The sequence below is a fragment of the Pseudonocardia lutea genome (genome assembly GCF_042658055.1).
Lineage (GTDB): Bacteria > Actinomycetota > Actinomycetes > Mycobacteriales > Pseudonocardiaceae > Pseudonocardia > Pseudonocardia lutea.
On record NZ_JBHSQK010000086.1, the window covers coordinates 1 to 18104 of the forward strand.

Annotated in this window: 16 protein-coding genes and 1 pseudogene; 9 read left to right on the forward strand and 8 right to left on the reverse strand. The window is 75.6% G+C overall.

Annotated features, from left to right (window positions below):
• Window positions 1-349: 349 nt before the first annotated feature.
• Window positions 350-703, reverse strand: a complete 354-nt coding sequence (locus ACFQH9_RS26600) for a DUF4190 domain-containing protein (RefSeq protein WP_379570171.1) — start codon at window positions 701-703, stop codon at window positions 350-352.
• A gap of 999 nt (window positions 704-1702) precedes the next feature.
• Between ACFQH9_RS26600 and ACFQH9_RS26605 the strand changes: the two genes are divergently transcribed.
• A complete protein-coding gene (locus ACFQH9_RS26605) occupies window positions 1703-2530 on the forward strand; it encodes an aldo/keto reductase (RefSeq protein WP_379570173.1) in 828 nt (275 codons plus the stop codon).
• Between the two features lie 10 nt (window positions 2531-2540).
• On the opposite strand, the gene ACFQH9_RS26610 is transcribed toward ACFQH9_RS26605, so the two are convergent.
• Both ACFQH9_RS26610 and ACFQH9_RS26615 read right to left on the reverse strand, forming a co-directional pair.
• The gene (locus tag ACFQH9_RS26610) at window positions 2541-3779 is read right to left on the reverse strand and encodes an Rv3212 family protein (RefSeq protein ID WP_379570175.1); all 1239 of its coding nucleotides are present in this window, start codon (window positions 3777-3779) and stop codon (window positions 2541-2543) included.
• 21 nt (window positions 3780-3800) lie between these two features.
• Window positions 3801-5564 carry a DEAD/DEAH box helicase gene (locus tag ACFQH9_RS26615; protein WP_379570177.1) on the reverse strand — a complete coding sequence of 588 codons (1764 nt, stop codon included), beginning with the start codon at window positions 5562-5564 and terminating at the stop codon, window positions 3801-3803.
• A 295-nt stretch (window positions 5565-5859) separates the two neighbouring features.
• Between ACFQH9_RS26615 and ACFQH9_RS26620 the strand changes: the two genes are divergently transcribed.
• Window positions 5860-6588, forward strand: a complete 729-nt coding sequence (locus ACFQH9_RS26620) for a ferritin-like fold-containing protein (protein ID WP_379570179.1) — start codon at window positions 5860-5862, stop codon at window positions 6586-6588.
• Between the two features lie 148 nt (window positions 6589-6736).
• A complete protein-coding gene (locus ACFQH9_RS26625) occupies window positions 6737-6961 on the forward strand; it encodes a DUF3107 domain-containing protein (protein WP_345380907.1) in 225 nt (74 codons plus the stop codon).
• Window positions 6962-7051: 90 nt separating this feature from the next.
• Here the strand turns inward: ACFQH9_RS26625 and ACFQH9_RS26630 are convergent, their stop codons facing one another.
• Window positions 7052-7408 carry a DUF4873 domain-containing protein gene (locus ACFQH9_RS26630; RefSeq protein ID WP_379570181.1) on the reverse strand — a complete coding sequence of 119 codons (357 nt, stop codon included), beginning with the start codon at window positions 7406-7408 and terminating at the stop codon, window positions 7052-7054.
• Window positions 7398-8087 (reverse strand): TetR family transcriptional regulator, encoded by a 690-nt coding sequence (locus tag ACFQH9_RS26635; RefSeq protein ID WP_379570183.1) that lies wholly within the window; start codon window positions 8085-8087, stop codon window positions 7398-7400. The genes ACFQH9_RS26630 and ACFQH9_RS26635 overlap by 11 nt, the downstream gene beginning before the upstream one ends.
• A gap of 62 nt (window positions 8088-8149) precedes the next feature.
• Here ACFQH9_RS26635 and ACFQH9_RS26640 point away from each other — a divergent pair, with 62 nt between their 5' ends.
• Genes ACFQH9_RS26640 through ACFQH9_RS26650 form a run of 3 tightly spaced genes read left to right on the forward strand, consistent with a single transcriptional unit; the run spans window position 8150 to window position 10832 of the window.
• Complete coding sequence (locus ACFQH9_RS26640; RefSeq protein ID WP_379570185.1) at window positions 8150-9046, forward strand: SDR family NAD(P)-dependent oxidoreductase; 897 nt, start codon at window positions 8150-8152, stop codon at window positions 9044-9046.
• Window positions 9043-9948 carry an AurF N-oxygenase family protein gene (locus ACFQH9_RS26645; RefSeq protein WP_379570187.1) on the forward strand — a complete coding sequence of 302 codons (906 nt, stop codon included), beginning with the start codon at window positions 9043-9045 and terminating at the stop codon, window positions 9946-9948. Before ACFQH9_RS26640 ends, ACFQH9_RS26645 begins: the two co-directional genes overlap by 4 nt.
• A complete protein-coding gene (locus ACFQH9_RS26650; RefSeq protein ID WP_379570189.1) occupies window positions 9945-10832 on the forward strand; it encodes an alpha/beta fold hydrolase in 888 nt (295 codons plus the stop codon). Before ACFQH9_RS26645 ends, ACFQH9_RS26650 begins: the two co-directional genes overlap by 4 nt.
• A 90-nt stretch (window positions 10833-10922) precedes the next feature.
• Here the strand turns inward: ACFQH9_RS26650 and ACFQH9_RS26655 are convergent, their stop codons facing one another.
• From ACFQH9_RS26655 to ACFQH9_RS26665, 3 genes are all read right to left on the reverse strand, one after another.
• Window positions 10923-11579: a TetR/AcrR family transcriptional regulator gene (locus tag ACFQH9_RS26655; RefSeq protein ID WP_379570191.1), complete on the reverse strand. Its 657-nt coding sequence runs from the start codon at window positions 11577-11579 to the stop codon at window positions 10923-10925.
• A 92-nt stretch (window positions 11580-11671) separates the two neighbouring features.
• Window positions 11672-14062, reverse strand: coding sequence for a heavy metal translocating P-type ATPase (locus tag ACFQH9_RS26660; RefSeq protein ID WP_379570193.1), 2391 nt, complete (start codon window positions 14060-14062; stop codon window positions 11672-11674).
• Window positions 14059-15006 (reverse strand): hypothetical protein, encoded by a 948-nt coding sequence (locus ACFQH9_RS26665; protein WP_379570195.1) that lies wholly within the window; start codon window positions 15004-15006, stop codon window positions 14059-14061. The genes ACFQH9_RS26660 and ACFQH9_RS26665 overlap by 4 nt, the downstream gene beginning before the upstream one ends.
• Window positions 15007-15194: 188 nt before the next feature.
• Between ACFQH9_RS26665 and ACFQH9_RS26670 the strand changes: the two genes are divergently transcribed.
• The 3 genes and pseudogenes from ACFQH9_RS26670 to ACFQH9_RS26680 form a co-directional block, all read left to right on the forward strand.
• On the forward strand, window positions 15195-16223 hold the full coding sequence (locus tag ACFQH9_RS26670; RefSeq protein ID WP_379570197.1) for an alpha/beta fold hydrolase: 1029 nt from the start codon (window positions 15195-15197) through the stop codon (window positions 16221-16223).
• Between the two features lie 22 nt (window positions 16224-16245).
• Window positions 16246-17418: an adenylyltransferase/sulfurtransferase MoeZ gene (moeZ, locus tag ACFQH9_RS26675; RefSeq protein WP_379570199.1), complete on the forward strand. Its 1173-nt coding sequence runs from the start codon at window positions 16246-16248 to the stop codon at window positions 17416-17418.
• A 278-nt stretch (window positions 17419-17696) separates the two neighbouring features.
• Window positions 17697-18104: pseudogene (locus ACFQH9_RS26680) on the forward strand (hypothetical protein); the annotation flags it as partial.

Consider the following 18104-nt stretch of genomic DNA (forward strand, 5'->3'; position numbering starts at 1 on the left):
CGGCGGCCCGATGGATGCGCGGCAGCCCGGCGGATGTGCGGCCTGGCGGGTGTGCGGCGGCCCGCCAGGTGTGCGGCGGCCCGACGGATGTGCGGCAGCCCGTCGAAGGTGCCGCGGCCGACGGGTGTGCGGCGACCCGGGGGGTGTGCGGCGGCCCGACGGATGTGCGGCAGCCCGTCGGAGGTGCCGCGCCTGGGGGTGTGCAGCGTCCCGTTGTGCGGAGCGGCGGGGCGGGTGCGCGACGCCGACACGCGAGCGCCCCGCGCGGGAGGGGCCGCGCGGGGCGCATCGGGTCACCGGGCCGTCGTGCGTGACCACCTGTGGCCCGGTGTGGCGCAGGGGCGATGGCTCAGTTGGCGGGGGCCGAGATCGAGGGCGGGGCGGGGATGCTGTTCAGGTCCTCGACCAGCTGGTTCGTTGCCTGGAACATCACCACGAGGCCGTAGATCCCCAGCGCGAGGCCGATCGCGGACAGCACCACACCGAGCGTGGTGCCGATCTTGTTGGTCGCGCGGCGCCTGCGGAGCCGGCCGACCCCGGCGAGCCCGAGGGCCAGCCCCACGATCCCGACGCCGACCGCGACGATCCCGGTGAGCGGGATCAGCCCGAACAGGATCGCGATCGGGCCGAGGATCACGGCGGCGAGGCCGAGGCCGTTGCGGGCCTTCCGAGCGGGGGCCGCGACGGGCGCCGGAACGGGCATCGCGGGCATCGACGGCATGAACGCGGGCATGCCGGTGCGCGGAACCGGCGAGGACGCGGGTACCGGGGCCGACATCGGTGCCGGGACGAACGGCGTCCTCGGCTGCTCGGAAGAAGGCGTCGGCATCGGCGGGGTGCCCGGGGCGAGGGACTGCCGTGCCTGCGCCGGCACGGGGTACCGGCCGCTGGGGTGCGGCGCCGGCACCGCGGGCCGGGCCGGGTACGGCGTACGCGAGCGCGGTGGCGCGCCGGGCCGCGCGAGCGCGGGGTGCGGCATCTCCACGCCGCTCGCCGGGACGGTGAGTCGGGGGGCGGGCCCAGGAATCCCGGCGCCGGGCGCCGGGACGGTGAGCGGGGCGAGCGCTGGCCCGGTCGTCGCCGCGCCGGGCGCCGGGCCCGTCGGCCGAGGTGCGGCCCCAGCCGTCTCCACGCGGGGCGCAGGGACCGCGGCGCGGGCGGCTGCAAGGAGCGGCGTGTCCGCGTGGTGGGCCGACGTGCCGGGCCGGGCGGGGGCAGCGCTGCCAGCCGTGGCAGCCGTGGCCGCCGTGGCAGCCGTGGCAGCCGTGGCAGCCGTGGCAGCCGTGGCAGCGGGGGCAGCGGGGGCAGCGGGGGCAGCGGGAGCAGCGGGAGCAGCGGTGGTCGTGGTGCCGGCCGGGGCAGCCGGAGCTGCGGCAGCGGTGGCTGCGGGAGCAGCGGCAGCGGTGGCTGCGGTGGCAGTGGTGCCAGCGGCGGCGTTCGGGGCAGTGGTGGCGGCGCGCCGCGCCGGGGCGGTCGACCGGGCGTGCCGGCCGGTGACCCAGGCACCCGTCGAGGCGGTCGGACGGGCGGTGGCGCCGGCGGCGTGGCGGCCGGAGCTGGCGGGGGAGTGCGGGAACGAGGTGGTCACGTTGCCCTCATCGGGCCTTCGGACTACTCCGTTTCGCCCACCGTGCAGGCATCGTCAGTCTTGACGACGCGCAGGGTCTCGCGACGAACTTTGTCCTGACATACTGTCGTACCCATGACGATCCCCTCGCTCGCGATGGCCGACGGTCGCGCGATCCCGGCCGTCGGCTTCGGCACCTACCCGCACGCCGGCGACGACTCCCGGACCACCACGATCTCCGCCCTCGACGCCGGCTACCGGCTCCTCGACACCGCGCTGCGGTACGGGAACGAGCAGGGGGTCGGGCGCGCCGTCCGCGAGTACGACCTGCCGCGCGAGGAGATCCTCGTCGCGACCAAGCTCGCCGGCCGCCACCACGGCTACGACGAGACGCTGAAGGGCTTCCAGGAGTCCCTGGCGAACCTCGGCCTGGACCACGTCGACCTCTACCTCGTCCACTGGCCGCTGCCGCGCCTGGACAAGTACGTGGACAGCTGGAGGGCGATGATCCGGCTGCGCGAGGAGGGGCTCGTCCGCTCGATCGGCGTCTCGAACTTCACCGAGGCCCACCTGCGCCGGCTGGTCGACGAGACCGGGGTGGTGCCGGCGCTGAACCAGGTCGAGATGCACCCCTACTTCCCGCAGGCGGCGCTGCGCGAGGTGCACGCCGAGCTGGGGATCGTCACCGAGAGCTGGAGCCCGCTGGGGCGGGGCGAGCTGCTGGCCGAGCCGGCCGTCGTGCGCGTCGCCGAGGCCCACGGCGTCACCCCCGCGCAGGCGGTCCTGCGCTGGCACGTGCAGCTCGGCGCGGTGCCGATCCCGAAGTCCGCGGACCCGGAGCGGCAGCGCACCAACATCGACCTGTTCGGCTTCGAGCTCACCGACGACGAGGTGGCGGCCCTGTCCGGGCTCGAGCGCGGCCGGATCTGGGACCAGGACCCCGAGACGTACGAGGAGTTCTGACGGGCCGCGGCTACCCGGGACGCAGCGCCACGAGCTCGCTCCCGCGCTGCTCGTAGAGCATCCCGCCCTGCGTGGCGAGCAGGACCTTCCCGGTGTACCCGCCGCGGTCCACCGGGATCGTCCGCTCGACGGCGCCGCGCAGCGGATCGACGACGGCGATCCCCGCCGCGACGGGGACCAGCCAGCTGCCCGCGTAGGCGGTGCCGGGGCCGAGGGTGCCGCGCAGCGTCCAGACGGGCGCGAGGCCGGTCCGGTCCAGCGCGATCGTGCGCGAGCCGCTCCACCAGTAGGTGCGGGCGGTGTCGGTCGCGGTGGCGCCGATGCCGTCGGCCGGCGGGGCGATCTCCGACTCCGGCACGTCCAGCCCGATCAGCCCCACCTGGTTGCCGCTGCGGTCGAGGATCTGCAGCTCCGGCGGCCCGGGCAGCAGCACCGCCTCCCGATCGACGGACACGGCCAGCAGCTGCACGCCGCGGGCGGAGAGCTGGGTGGAGAACTCGACGTTCGGGGTGTCGGCGTCCCCGGAGCCGTCCGGGCGCAGCACGGTGAGCCGGTCCCCGGTGTCGGCGGCGCAGTTCTCGATCACGCCGAGCCGCCCGCCGCCCAGGGCCAGCGACGTGTAGCTGCAGCCCGGCCGGGGCTGTCGGCCGGGCTGGGCGGGCGCGACGACGGCGCCGTACTGCGCGGTCGTCACCAGGTCCGACCGCAGGGTCTCGAGATAGTCCCGGCTGTTGGCGGACACGACGCTGCCGGAGGCGAGCAGCCGCGCGCCGGGCCGGACGTCGAGGTTCGCGGCCGGGCCGCGGGTGCCGAGGTCGGCGTCGAGCGCGGTGAGCTCGCTGCACCACTCGCCGTCGCCGCTCCCGTAGAGGGCGAGCGCCCGGCCGAAGCCCTCGGCGACGGTGCACAGCGGGCGGTCGCGGGAGTACCGCCAGCGCTCCGCCCCGGTGGTGGCCTCCCGCCCGACGACCGTGCTGCCGTCGGCCGTCACGACGCCCGGTCCGGCGACGACGGGCACCGGCGCGGCCGCGCTCGGGGCGCGCCAGGCTCCGGCGAACCCGGCGGGCACGGCGGTGGCCGCCGCGGGGGCGGTACCGGGGGTGGCGGCCGGGACGGACTCGGTCTTGGCGGCCGGGCTGTGCGTGCCGTAGACGACGGCGACCACGACCAGCACCAGAACGAGGAACGCCGCCGCCGCGAGATCCCCGCGACGGCGGCGTACCGGAACGTCTCGTCGGGTGCGCAGCACCCGGCCGAACCTACCGGCGGTTCAGCTGGCCGCGGCGTCCGGCTCGGCGCGCCCGGCGCCGGCCTCGGTGGCCGTGGCGGTGCCGCCCTCGCCACCGGTACGGCGCCGGCCCCCGCGACGGCGGCGGCGGCGCGGCGTGGCCTGCCCCTCGCCCTCCGTGCCCGAGCCGGCCGCCTCGCCGACCTCGGCGGGCGAGTCGGCGGGCTCGGTGTCCTCGCCGGCCGGACGGGCCCCGGCGGGACCCGCGACCGGCACGCCGTTGCGGCGCCGGGTGCGCTGGCGCTCGCGCCGCGGCTTCGACCGCTCCTCGCGGACCTTGCGCTTGCGGCCGCCCTGGTCGCCCTCGGTGTCGACGTACTCCGCGTCGAGCCCCGCGCGGGTGCGCTTGCTCAGCGGGAGCCGGCCGCTCACGTCCGTGGGGACGTCGAGGTCGGTGTACAGGTGGTCCGACGTGGAGTAGGTCTCGACCGGCTCGTCGATCCCCAGGCCCAGCTCCTCGGAGACGAGCTTCCAGCGCGGGATCTCGTCCCAGTCGACGAGGGTGACCGCCACGCCCTCCTTGCCGGCGCGGCCGGTGCGGCCGATCCGGTGGACGTAGGTCTTGGTGTCCTCGGGGCACTGGTAGTTGATGACGTGCGTGACGTCGGTGACGTCGATGCCGCGGGCCGCGACGTCCGTGGCGACGAGCACGTCGACCTTGCCGGAGCGGAACGCGCGCAGTGCCTGCTCCCGGGCGCCCTGACCCAGGTCGCCGTGCACGGCCGCGGCGGCGAACCCGCGCTCGGCCAGGTCGTCGGCGACGCGCTGCACGGTGCGCTTGGTCCGGGCGAAGATCATGGTGAGGCCGCGGTCGCGGGCCTGCAGCACCCGGGTGACCAGCTCGACCTTGTCCATCGCGTGCGCGCGGTAGACGAACTGCTTCGTGCGCTCGTGGACCGAGCCCTGGTCCGCCTCCTCCGCGCGGATGTGCGTGGGACGGGTGAGGAAGGTGCGCGAGAGCTGGATGATCGGGCCCGGCATGGTGGCCGAGAAGAGCATCGTGTGCCGCTCGTCGGGCAGCATCCGCATGATCCGCTCGACGTCGGGCAGGAAGCCCAGGTCGAGCATCTCGTCGGCCTCGTCGAGGACCAGGGCCTTGACCCGGCCGAGCACGAGATGGCGCTGCTCGGCGAGGTCGAGCAGCCGGCCCGGGGTGCCCACCACGACGTCGACGCCCTTGCGGAGGGCGGCGAGCTGCGGCTCGTAGGCCCGCCCGCCGTAGATGGCGGTCACCCGGATGCCGAGGTGCTTGCCCGCGTCGGCCAGGTCCTGGGCGACCTGGACGCACAGCTCGCGGGTCGGGACGACGACGAGGGCCTGCGGGACGTCCTTCTCCCGGTCGGCGGCCTCGCCCTCGGCGGTGGCGGCGGGCTGCTCGGACGGGGGCGTGACGCGCTGCAGCAGGGGGACGCCGAAGCCCAGCGTCTTGCCCATGCCGGTGCGGGCCTGGCCGATCACGTCCTCACCGGCGAGCGCCAGCGGGAGGGTGAGCTCCTGGATGGCGAAGGTGCGCTCGATGCCGGCCTCGGCGAGCGCCCGCACGATCTCGGGGCGGACGCCCAGCTCGGCGAAGGTGGGGGCCTCGGGCTTGACCGGGGCGCCCGCCTGCAGCGGGTGCGCCTGCTCGGTGGCGTCGGCGTCGACCGTCTCGGCCGCCGCCGGCGCGGGGTTCGGTTCGGTGCTCTCGGGGGTCTCGTTCTGGACGGACAGTGAAATCGCCTCTCTCCGCGTACAGGAGCCCTGCACCGGCTCGTCGACCCTGCGCTCGGGGAGCCGCAGGGGAGAGCCGTCGAGGCGCTGTACGCACCAGGTCGTTGCGCGCCGGTGAGTCGGGCGCCCGGTGGCGCCGACCCGTTACCCGGCGGGTGTCGCAGTCGGTCCGCGCTGCGCATCGACCGCGTGTGGACGCGGGTCGATCTGCTGCGCGCACGTGCATCATACCCCGGGCACGGCGCCGCGGTCAGCGTCGGCGCCGTCACGCCGGGGTGATGTGCACCGCCGACGGGCGGAAGGCCCGTCCGGACGGCTAGGCTCGACGACCATGACGACCGACGCCGCGGACGACACGGGCAGCACGGTCGGAACCGGTGGCACCGCCGGTGACGGCCCTGCTCGGACGCGTCTCGACGGCGCCTCGCGCGTGGCGGTCATCGACCTCCTGGGCGCGCTGGCCTACGGCGAGCTGTCCGCCTTCGACCGGCTCGCCGAGGACGCCCGTACCGCGCCCACGCTGACCGGGCGCGCCGCGTTGTCGGCGATGGCCGCCGCCGAGATGGGCCACTTCCGGCTGCTCGAGGACCACCTGCGCGGGCTCGGCGTGGCCGTCGAGGAAGCCATGGCGCCGTTCGTCGCGGGGGTCGACACCTACCACGCCACCACCCGCCCGCGGACCTGGCTGGAGTCGCTGGTCAAGGCCTACGTGGGCGACGGGCTGGCCGCGGACTTCTACCGCGAGGTCGCCGGCTGGGTCGACGGGTCGACCTCCGAGCTGGTCCGCACGGTGCTCGCGGACACCGGGCACAGCGCCTTCGCCGAGCGCGAGGTGCACGCGGCCTGCGCGGCGAACCGGCAGGTCCGGGACCGGCTGGCGCTGTGGGGCCGGCGGCTGCTCGGCGAGGCGGTGACCCAGGCCCAGCACATCGTGGCCGAGCGGGACGAGCTGGCGGACTTCATCGTGCGCGGGTCCGGCGACATCGCGGGCATCGGCGCGCTGATCAAACGGCTGCAGACCAACCACGGCAGGCGGATGTCGGCCCTCGGGCTCTCCTGACCGCCGTTCGCCCCTGGCGGACTCGGCCGAGGCGGTGCCCGCCGCTCGACTAGCCTGGGCCGCGCCGGTGAGGTCCCCGCGTGAGTCGGGCCCCCGCCGGGTAGGCACGACAAGGTTCATCCACCCGTACGTCACCTGGAGGTCCCCGGTGGAGGTCAAGATCGGCATCGCGGAGAGCCCGCGGGAGCTCGTGGTGTCCAGCGACCAGACGTCGGACGAGGTCGAGAAGCTCGTCGGCGAGGCGCTCAAGTCCGGCGACGGCACGCTCACGCTCGTCGACGACAAGGGGCGCAAGTACGTGGTCCCCTCCGCCCGGATCTCCTACGTCGAGATCGCGCCGTCCTCGGCGACCCGGGTCGGCTTCGGCGCCTGACGCCGTACGCACCCGTCCGAACGGCACCCCGCGCTCCGGCGCAGGGGTGCCGTTCGTGCCTTTCGGCCCGGTTCGCGCCGGTGCGCGCGGTCAGTCCGGGTCGGGGGCGGGCGGCTCGTCGAGCGGGAAGGGCGGGGTGCCGACGCCGGTGAGCCGGTAGCGCTCCCAGAGGTCGACGTCGCCGATCCGGCCCTGCGCCTGCCCGGAGGGCGTGACGACGCGCACGTCCGCGGCCTTGCCGCCCAGCAGCGCCGAGAGCTCGGCGTTCCGGTCGACGCGGCCGAACCAGTGCACCCGGCCGTCGTGCGGCTCGGTGCGCGCGAGGAGCCGGACCCGGGCCTCGACCGAGGTGCCGTCGAGGGTCAGCGTCGCCGGTCCGGTGTAGCCCTCGTCGTCGTGCTCCTGCGGGTCGTGCGTCTCGGGGGTGAGCACCTGCTCAGGCGCCATCGCCGGCCTCCTGCGGAACCATGTGCAGCACGGGGGCGACGGCCTCGCGCGGCTCACCGGGCGCGTCGCCGAGGATGCCGGCGGCGCCGTCCCAGATCAGCGCGGTGAGATAGCGGGTCAGGTCCTCGCGGCTCATCGTCCGGCGCTCGAGCCACCAGTCGCCGGCGCTCTGCACCATGCCGACCAGCCCGTGCGCCCAGGCCTCCGCCGCCCCGGAGTCGCGCCCGGCCGTGCGCAGCCTCGCCCCGATGAGCTGGGCCAGCAGCCGCGCGATCTGCTCGCGGACGTCCTCGATGATCTCGGTGCCGGGCTGGCGCTCGGCCGGGTTGTGCACCACGAACCGCCAGAGCTCGGGCTCCTCCTCGATCCCGGCGAGGAACGCGTCGATGACCGCGGCGATCTGGTTCTGCGGGCCGGTGTCCGCGGCCAGCGCCGGTGCCATCCGTTCCATCAGCCACTCGGCCGCGCGCAGGCCGACGGCCCGCTGCAGGTCGGCGCGGTCGTCGAAGTACCGGTACAGCACGGGCTTGGTGATCCCGGCGCTCGCCGCCATCTCGGCCACGGACACGGCGGCGCCGTGCTCCCGGACGGCCGCCATGGCCGCCTCCACCATCGCCGCGCGGCGTTCGGCGCGGCGGTCGCGGGCGTTCCTCTTGACAGGTCCGTCGTTCTGCGGCACGTTACCAGTGGTAACAGTTACCGCCGGTAACAGCAAGCGTCTCGACGGAGAGGAGCGGGCGGGTGTCGCTCAGGAGGACCCGGGGCACGGTCCCGGCGGGGACACGGGTGCTGGTCACCGGGGCCGCGGGCGGGTTCGGCGCCCCCACGGTCGCGCGGCTGCGCGAGCAGGGCGCGCGGGTGGTCGGTCTCGATCGTGCGGCGGGGGACGGCGTCCTCGGCTGCGACATCACCGACCCGCAGGCCGTGGAGCGGACCGTGGCGGAGGCGGTCCGGATCCTCGGCGGGCTCGACGCCGTCGTCCACTACGCGGGCATCGGCATCCCGAACGACGCCGGCGGCCCCCTCGAGCCCGACGCGCTGAGGGTCCTCGACACGAACCTGCTCGGCGCCTGGCGGGTCACCAGCGCGGCGTTGCCCGCGCTGCTCGACGGGCCGGGCAAGGGGCGGGTGGTGTTCGTGGCCAGCGAGCTCGCCTACGTCACCCTGCCGTTCCTGTCCGCCTACAGCGTCGCCAAGCGCGGGATGTCCGCCTACGCGGACGCCCTGCGCCTGGAGTACGGCACCGCCGTCGACGGCACGGGCCTGCACGTCACGACCGTGTACCCCGGCTACGTGCGCACCCCGATCCACGAGGCGGGACGGGAGGTCGGGCTCTCGCTGGAGGGCCAGGTGCGCCGCGAGGAGGTCGAGGACATCGTGGGCACGGTCGTCGGCGCGCTCGCCGCGCCCCGGCCCCCGCGCGACACCGCCGGCACCCTCGCAGGCCAGGCGGAGCTGTGGGTCGCCCGGCACGCCCCCGGCCTGCTGGGCCGCGGCGTCGTGCGGCGCGTGCGGCAGCAGGCCGCGGCCGGACGCTTCGACTCGTCGCCGGTCGCCGCCGGTCTGGTCCGCCGCTTGACCGGCCGGACCGTGCCCGCCGTGACCACCGCCCGCACCCCCGAGAGGAGCGCGTCATGACCGCCCCGGCCGTGCGCAGGCCCGTGCAGGACCGCGAGGCCACGGCCGAGCGGCTGCTGAAGTCGTCGGTCGAGAAGTCCTATGAGCCGCACCTGGACATCGACTGGGAGGCCCCGCTCGTCGACGGCCTGTGGGGGATCCCGCCGCACCGGTGCAGCCTCTACGGCACCGGGCTGTGGGAGGGGCTGAGCGAGGAGCAGCGCCGCACGCTGACGATCCACGAGGTGTGCAGCGTCGCCCGCATCGGGCTGTGGTTCGAGATCATCCTGATGCAGATGCTGCTGCGCTACGCCTACGACCGCGACCCGCGCCGCGCGCACATCCAGTACGCGCTCACCGAGATCGCCGACGAGTGCCGGCACTCGATCATGTTCGCGAAGATGACCGAGCGCTACGGCGTGCCGGACTACGCGCCGTCGGGCCTCACCCACAACCTCGGCCGCCTGTTCAAGACCGTCGGCCACGGCCCGGCGATGTTCGGCGGCACCCTGTTCGTCGAGGAGATCCTCGACCGCTTCCAGCGCGAGTCGATGCGCGACGAGACGGTGCAGCCGCTGACCCGCATGGTCAACAGGATCCACGTGACCGAGGAGGCCAGGCACGTCCGCTACGCCCGCGAGGAGCTGCAGCGGATCATGCCGAGGACCACCCGGGCGCAGCGCGAGCTCGGCCGCTACCTGCTGGCCCGCATCGCGTTCGTCGTCGCGCGGAACCTGGTCCACCCGCAGGTGTACGCGTCCGTCGGCATCGACCCGGAGGTCGGCCGCACGGCCGCGCTGGCCAACCCGCACTGGCGGGAGTCGCTGCGCTGGTCGGCGGGTAAGTGCGTGGAGTTCCTGCGGGACCAGGGCCTGATCGGCGGCCCGACCGAGCTGCTGTGGAAGAAGGCGCACCTCGTATGACGACCGTGGAGGCCGCGGACGGTACCCCGCTGCACGTCGTGGAGTCCGGCCGGCCCGACGCCCCGGTGACGGTGGTGCTCGCGCACGGCTGGACCCTCGACGAGCGCTGCTGGGCGCCGGTCGCGGAGTCGCTCGCGGTCGGCGACGTCCGCGTGGTCCGCTACGACCACCGCGGCCACGGCCGCTCGGGCGCCGTCGACCCGGCGACGATGACCCTCGACCAGCTGGCGGACGACCTGGCCGCGCTGATCGGGCAGGTCGCGCCGCGGGGCCCGCTGGTGCTCGCCGGGCACTCGATGGGCGGGATGACCACGATGGCCCTCGCCGACCGGCATCCCGACCTGGTGCGGGAGCGGGTGGCGGGCCTCGCGCTGGTCGCCACGGCGAGCGGCGGGCTCGGCGGGCAGACCTTCGGGCTGCCGTCGCCGGCGTTCGAGCTGGTGCGCGCGGCGGAGAAGAAGCTGTACGCCTCGAAGGGCTGGTCCACCCGGCGGGCGCTGAGCCGGCACCCGAGGCTGCTCTCCCCGGCGATGCGCTGGCTGTTGCTCGGGCCCGACGCCGGCCGGCAGGCGCTGCGGATCACCACCGCGTCGGTGTCCGAGTGCCGGCCGTTGACGGTCTCCGGCTTCCGGCCCACCCTCGAGGCGCACGAGCGCGACGCCGCCCTCGCGCTGTACTCGGAGGTGCCGGTCCACGTCATGGTCGGCACGCGGGACCGGCTCACCCCGCCCCGCTACGCCCGCCGCATCCGCGAGGGCCTGCCCGCGGCCCAGCTCACCGTGTTCCCCGACGCCGGGCACATGCTGCCCGTCGAGCGCGTCGCGGGCGTGGCCGGGCGGATCGCCGCCCTGTCCCGCACGGCGGCAGGGACGCGCGCGGCGTGACCCCCTGATCGTCGCGGTGCCGGCGTGCCCCCGCCGGCGCCGCGGCCACCCGGCCGCCCCGGGCTCCCGGGCGGCCGGCCCCGACCGGGCCTACTGGGCGTTCTGCTCGTGGACCAGCGGGAAGCCCGCCAGTCCCTTCCACGCCAGCGCGGACATCAGCGCGACCGCCTCGTCCCGCGGGATCGTCTGCTCGGAGTCCAGCCAGTACTGCGCGGTGACCTGACTCAGCCCGACGAGACCGACGGCCAGCAGCCGGGCGCGCTCGCCGTCGAGGCCCGCGTCCTCGGTCACCACCGCCGCGACGGCGTCGATGCAGCTGGTCAGGGCGCCGTCGACCAGCGCCGCGGCCTCGGGCTCGCCGCGCAGGTCCGACTCGAACACCAGCCGGTAGGCATGCCCCTCACCCGCCACGAAGTCGAAGTACGCCGCGACCGCCGCGTGGACCCGCTCGCGGTTCTCCTGGGTGTGGTCGATCGCCTCGCGCACCCGGTTGACCAGCTCGTCGGCGTAGGTCGTGAGCAGCGCCCGGTACAGCTCGAGCTTGCCCGGGAAGTGCTGGTAGAGGACCGGTTTGCTGACCCCGGCCTTCTCGGCGATGTCGTCCATCGCCGCGGCGTGGTAGCCCTGCGCGGCGAACACGTCCCGCGCGGCCACCAGGAGCTGGGCCCGCCGGGCGCTCCGCGAGAGCCGGGTGCCGCGCGCGGGCATCCGGGTCGGGCCGGACGTCGCCGTTGCCGCCTCGCTCATCGTGCTCCCCTTCGGTACCGCTGTCGTGCCGGGTCACCTTACCCGCGGGTAGCCACGAACGTGGCATGGAACGGGCGACGGCGTGTACGCCCTCACCGCCGGTCGGCGACTTCGGAGGCGGCGTGCCCGGGGACGACGCTGCGGAAACCGCGCAGCCGCAGGCTGTTCGCGACCACGAACACCGAGCTGCAGGCCATCGCCGCGCCCGCGATCATCGGGTTCAGCAGGCCCAGCGCGGCCAGCGGCAGGGCCGCGACGTTGTACGCGAACGCCCAGAACAGGTTGCCGCGGATGGTGCCCAGCGTGCGCCGGGCCAGCCGGATCGCGTCGACCGCGGCGAGCAGGTCGCCGCGCACCAGCGTGAGGTCGCTCGCCTCGATCGCCACGTCGGTCCCGGTGCCCAGGGCCAGCCCCAGGTCGGCGGTGGCGAGGGCGGCGGCGTCGTTCACGCCGTCGCCGACCATCGCGACCGTGCGGCCCTCGGCCTGCAGCCGGCGCACCGCCGCGACCTTGTCCTCGGGCAGCACGTCGGCGAGCACGTCCGCCGGGTCGATGCCCGCCTCCGCGGCGACGGCACGGGCCGCGGCCTCGTTGTCGCCGGTGAGCAGGATCGGGGCGAGCCCGAGGTCGCGCAGCCGCCGGACGGCCTCGGCGCTGGTCGGCCGCAGCGTGTCGGCCACGACGAGCACGCCGCGGGCCCGGCCGTCCCAGCCCACGCACACCGCGGTCCGGCCGGCCGCCTCCGCCCGCTCGCGCGCCTCGGTCAGCTCCTCGGTCAGCGCGATGCCGTACTCGGCGAGCAGCGCGGGCCGTCCGACCACGACGGCGTGCGCCACGACCCGGCCGGTGCCGCCCGCCGGGGTGACCGGGGCGGCGCCGGTGAGGGCACGGACCGGCTCCGGCAGGCCGGGGAGCTGCGCGAGCTCGGCGACCACGCCCTGCACGCCGAGCCCGGGCCGGTTCTCGAAGTCCGACACGCCGGGCAGGGCGCCGAACCGCTCCCGCCCCGCCGCCGCGACCGCCCGCGCGACCGGGTGCTCGGAGCCGTCCTCGACCGCCGCGGCCAGCCGCAGCACCTGGTCCCCGGACTCCCGGGCGGCGGCGTGCACCTCGAGCAGGCGCATCCGCCCGCTGGTCAGCGTGCCGGTCTTGTCCAGGACGACCGTGTCGACCCGGCGGGTGGACTCGAGCACCTCGGGGCCCTTGAGGAGCACGCCGAGCTGGGCGCCGCGGCCGGTCCCGACCAGCAGTGCGGTGGGCGTGGCGAGGCCCAGCGCGCACGGGCACGCGATGATCAGCACGGCGACGGCGGCGGTGAACGCGGGGGCCGCGCCGGCGCCGCTGCCGAGCCAGAATCCGAGCGTGCCGACGGCCAGCGCGATCACGACCGGCACGAACACCCCGGCGATCCGGTCGGCCAGCCGCTGCACCGCGGCCTTGCCGTTCTGCGCCTCCTCGACGAGCGCCGCCATCCGTGCGAGCTGGGTGTCCCCGCCGACCCGGGTGGCCCGCACGACCAGCCGCCCGCCGGAGTTCACGCACCCGCCGACCACCGCGGAGCCGGGGGAGACCTCGGCCGGCACGGACTCGCCGGTGATCATCGAGACGTCGACGGCCGAGGTCCCCTCCTCGACCTCGCCGTCCGTGGCCACCTTCTCGCCGGGCCGGACCACGAACCGGTCGCCGACCGTCAGCTGCTCGACCGGGACGCGGACCTCGGAACCGGCGCGGAGCACCGACACCTCGCGCGCGCCGAGCTCGAGCAGGGCGCGCAGCGCGGCCCCGGCGGTGCGCTTGGAGCGCGCCTCGAAGTACCGGCCGGCCAGGATGAACACGGTGACCCCGGCGGCGACCTCCAGGTAGATCGCGTCCGCGCCGCCGCCGCGGGTGACGGTGAGCTCGAAGGGGTGCCGCATGCCCGGCACGCCCGCCCCGCCCCACAGCAGCGCGTACAGCGACCAGGCCAGCGCGGCGAGGGTGCCCAGCGAGACGAGCGTGTCCATGGTCGCGGCGCCGTGCCGCAGGTTGGTCCAGGTCGCCCGGTGGAAGGGCAGCGCCCCCCAGGCGACGACGGGTGCGGCCAGCGTCAGGGAGATCCACTGCCAGTAGGTGAACTGCAGGCCCGGCACCATCGCGAGCACGATCACGGGGACGGCCAGCACCGCGCTGACGATCAGCCGGTCCCGCAGGTCCCGGGCGTGCCGTGCGGCGGGGTCCTCGCGCTCGGCCTCGGCGGCCGGCGGGGCGGGGAGCTCGGCGGTGTACCCGGCGGCCTCGACGGTCGCGACCAGCTCCTCGGGGGTGACGTCCTCGGCGTAGGTGACCGTGGCCTTCTCGGTCGCGTAGTTCACCGAGGCCGTGACCCCGGCCAGCTTGTTGAGCTTGCGCTCGACCCGGTTGGCGCAGGACGCGCAGGTCATGCCGCCGATCGCGAGCTCGATGCGCAGCCCGGAGCCGGCCTCGGGGGTGGTCGGGGCGCTCATCGGACACCTCCGGTCGTGGTGGCGGCGCCGGTGGTCGGGACGGTGAAGTCCACCGTGTGGATCTCGCCCGCGTGCCGGAACCGGAGGAAGAGGCGGTAGGTGCCCTCCGTCGGCACGGTGGTGGTGAAGGCGATGCCGGGGCCGGACCGGTCCTGCGGCTCCGCGCGCGTCTGCGCGGTGACGGGCGTGTACGCCAGGTCGCCGGCGCGCAGCGCGACGATGTCCCCGAACGTGCCGCGCTCCGGTTCGAGGTCGGTGACGGCCCGCCCGTCGAGGCTCACCGTCGCGAAGATCGCGGACTCTGCGCCCGCGCGCAGGTCGCCGTCGAGGCGGACCTGGTAGCCGCCGACCTGGGCGGCGCGCGCCGGCGGGAACTCGAGCGGCACGTGCTCGCCGGGCGCGAACACGTCCGTGCCCAGCACGAGGGGCGTGCCGCCGGCGGGGGTGAACTCGGCGAGGATCCGCCAGGTGCCGGGGGTGGGCAGGCGCAGGGGAGCACGCCAGGTGCCGTCCGCCGCCCGCTCGGGATGGGCGACCTGCAGGCCGGCCCCGTCCCGGCGGACCACGAGCAGGCGCAGTTCCGAGCCGTCCGCCCGCGGGGCGAAGGAGGTGACGGCCGCGCCGTCGGGCCCGGTGACGGCGAAGGCGAGGTCGGTGGCCCGGTCGGCGGCGACCGCGGTCGTGGCCGGGACCAGCGTGTAGCCGCCGGCGGTGGCGGTGAGCCCGTCCGTGCCGGGGCGGTCGACCTCGGCCCCGGTGCTGTGCGCGCCCGGGTCCGTCCCGGCGTGGAGGTCCATCCCGGCGTGGACCCCCGCCGGGGCCTCCACCGCGGCGGGCGCAGGGGGGGCGAGGGTGGGCCGGCTCAGCGCGCCGGCACCCCACGCGGCGCCGAAGACCACGCCGAGCACCCCGACGTAGGCCCCGAGACGTACCGCCGTGAGCATGTCCTCTTCCTTCCGCCGACCTGCCGCCCGGCACGGCCGAACATACCAACGGGGGGTATGGGCCGCGCGATCCGGGGTCCGTGGTGGGACTCGTCGCGGCGGCACTGACCAGCCGCGACGGCGGGCGGACGGGGCCGACCGCCGTCCGGGAGTGGCCGCGAGCGCGCCGTTCTTGCCATCCTCGGGAGGTGGTCTCCCTCTCGCTGCCGCTCGTTCACCCGAGGTTCGCCCGGGGCTCCGTGCGCGTGCCGACGGGGGACCCCGGCGACCTCGCCGCGCTGCCGCCGCTGCCGGCGCGCCAGCCGGCCTGGCCGGGCCGGCACGTCACGGCCGGCGGCGTGACGCTGCACGTGCGGGAGACCCCCGGGGAGGGGCCCGACGCCGTCTACGTGCACGGGCTCTCCGGCTCGGCCACGAACTGGACCGACATCGCCGGCCTGCTGGCGCCGCGGGTCACGGGTACCGCCGTGGACCTGCCGGGGTTCGGCTACACCGAGCCCGTGCCGTCCTGCGACTACACGCCCGCGGCGCACGCGGACGCGCTGCTGTGCTGGCTGGCGGGCCGCGGCAGGCCGGTGCACCTGCTCGGGAACTCGCTGGGCGGCGTCGTCGCGATGCTCGTCGCGGCCCGGCGCCCGGAGCTGGTGCGCACGCTGACCCTGGTCTCGCCGGCGATGCCGGACCGGCGGCCCGATCCCCGGCGGATGTCCGACCCGCGGATGGCCCTGGCCTGGATCCCCGGGCTGGGCAGCCGGGCCCGCGCGCAGCTGGCCGCCATGACCCCGCGGGCGCGCGCCGAGGCGACGATGCGGCTGTGCTTCGGCGATCCCGCCCGGGCCACGGACCTGCGGCTGGACGAGACCGCGCAGGAGATCGCGGCCCGGGGCCGGCAGCCGTGGGCGGGGCAGGCGATCGACCGGTCGGCGTTCGGGATGTTCCGCAGCTGGATGGGCCCCGGCCTCTGGCGCGCCGCCGCCCGCGTGCCGGTGCCGACGCTGGTCGTCTGGGGCGACCGGGACCGCCTGGTCCACCCCCGGCTGGCCGTACGGACCGCCCGCACGTTCCCGGACGGACGGCTGGTCATGCTCGAGGGCGTGGGGCACATCGCGCAGATCGAGACCCCGGACCGGGTCGCCGCCGCGGTCGCCGCGTTCTGGGACTCGCTCGCGGATGGGAACATGTCCGGCGACGAAGGTGTTGCCGCAAGGGACCGCTGAAGACGCGCAGGGAGTTGTGGACATGGCGCTACCGCCGCTCGTGGAGCCGGCCGCCGAACTGACCAAGGACGAGGTGGAGCGGTACAGCCGCCACCTGATCATCCCGGACGTCGGGATGGACGGCCAGAAGCGGTTGAAGAACGCGAAGGTGCTGGTCGTGGGCGCCGGTGGGCTCGGGTCGCCCGCGCTGCTGTACCTGGCCGCGGCCGGGGTCGGCACGCTGGGCATCGTGGAGTTCGACGAGGTCGACTCCTCGAACCTGCAGCGCCAGATCATCCACGGTCAGTCCGACGTCGGGCGGCCGAAGGCCGAGTCCGCGCGGGACTCCGTCAAGGAGGTCAACCCGTACGTCGAGGTGCGCCTGCACCAGACGCGGCTCGACTCGTCCAACGTGCTGGACATCTTCGCGGACTACGACCTGATCCTCGACGGCACGGACAACTTCGCCACCCGTTACCTGGTGAACGACGCGGCCGTGCTCGCGGGCAAGCCCTACGTCTGGGGCTCGATCTTCCGCTTCGAGGGCCAGGCCTCGGTGTTCTGGGAGGACGCGCCGAACGGGCTGGGCCTGAACTACCGGGACCTCTACCCCGAGCCGCCGCCCCCCGGCATGGTCCCCTCCTGCGCCGAGGGTGGCGTGCTGGGCGTGCTGTGCGCGTCGATCGGCTCCATCATGGTCAACGAGGCGATCAAGCTGATCACCGGGATCGGTGAGCCGATCCTCGGCCGGCTGGTCATCTACGACGCGCTCGAGATGACCTACCGCCAGGTCAGGATCCGCAAGGACCCCGACACGCCGAAGATCACCGAGCTGATCGACTACGAGGCGTTCTGCGGGACCGTGTCCGAGGACGCGCAGCAGGCCGCCGCGGGCAACACGATCACCGCGCTCGAGCTCAAGGAGATGATGGACGCGGGCAAGGACTTCGCGCTCATCGACGTCCGCGAGCAGAACGAGTGGGACATCGTGAACATCCCCGGCGCGACGCTCGTCCCGAAGGGCCGGATCCTGTCGGGCGAGGCGCTGTCCGAGCTGCCGCAGGACAAGCCGATCGTCCTGCACTGCAAGTCGGGCGCCCGCTCCGCGGAGGCCCTGGCCGTGCTGCACAAGGCGGGTTTCGCCGACGCCGTGCACGTCGGCGGCGGGGTGCTGGCCTGGGTCAAGCAGGTCGAGCCGGACAAGCCGACCTACTGATCCCCCTCCTTCGCGCGAGGCTCACACCGCCCGGCCCGGTTTTCACCGGGTCGGGCGGTGCCGTGTGTCCGGGACGTTCGGGCCGCGGCCCCGCGTCGCCGACCGTGATCGACTCGGGGCGACCGGGTGTCGGTGGCGTGCGGAACGGAGCAGCCCGGCGGGCGGTCCCTGACCGGCCGTGAGCGGACCCGTTCCGATGAGGACGGTGGCGCGGTGGCGGCGCCGTAGCATCCCGACCCTGTGGTGATCGGCCACGCGGGAGCCGGAGGTGCCGGGTGGTGGGGGACGTCGCAGGTCACGAGCGGTCCGATGTGGTCTGTGCCCTGCCCGGGTGCGGCGCGTCGATCGAGCCCGTCGCCGGCCGCCCCCAGCGGAAGTACTGCTCGACCGCGCACCGGGCCGCGATGCGCCGGTTGCGCCGGGCCGCCGCGCACGCCGCCCGGGACCCGCGCGTCGTGGAGACGTTGCCGTGGTTGCGCGAGCCGTCGGCCGGGCCGGCGCCCGGAGTTCCTCGTGACGTGCCGGTGCCCGCGCCGCGCGAGGGGACCGGCCCGCGGCCCGCATCCGGCACGCGCGACGGCCGGTCCCGCTGGGCGCGGGGCCCGGCCCGCCGCCGTCGCGCGGTCGCGGTGCTCGGCGCCACCGCCGTGCTGCTCGGCGGGTCCGTGCTGACCGTGGCGTGGGGG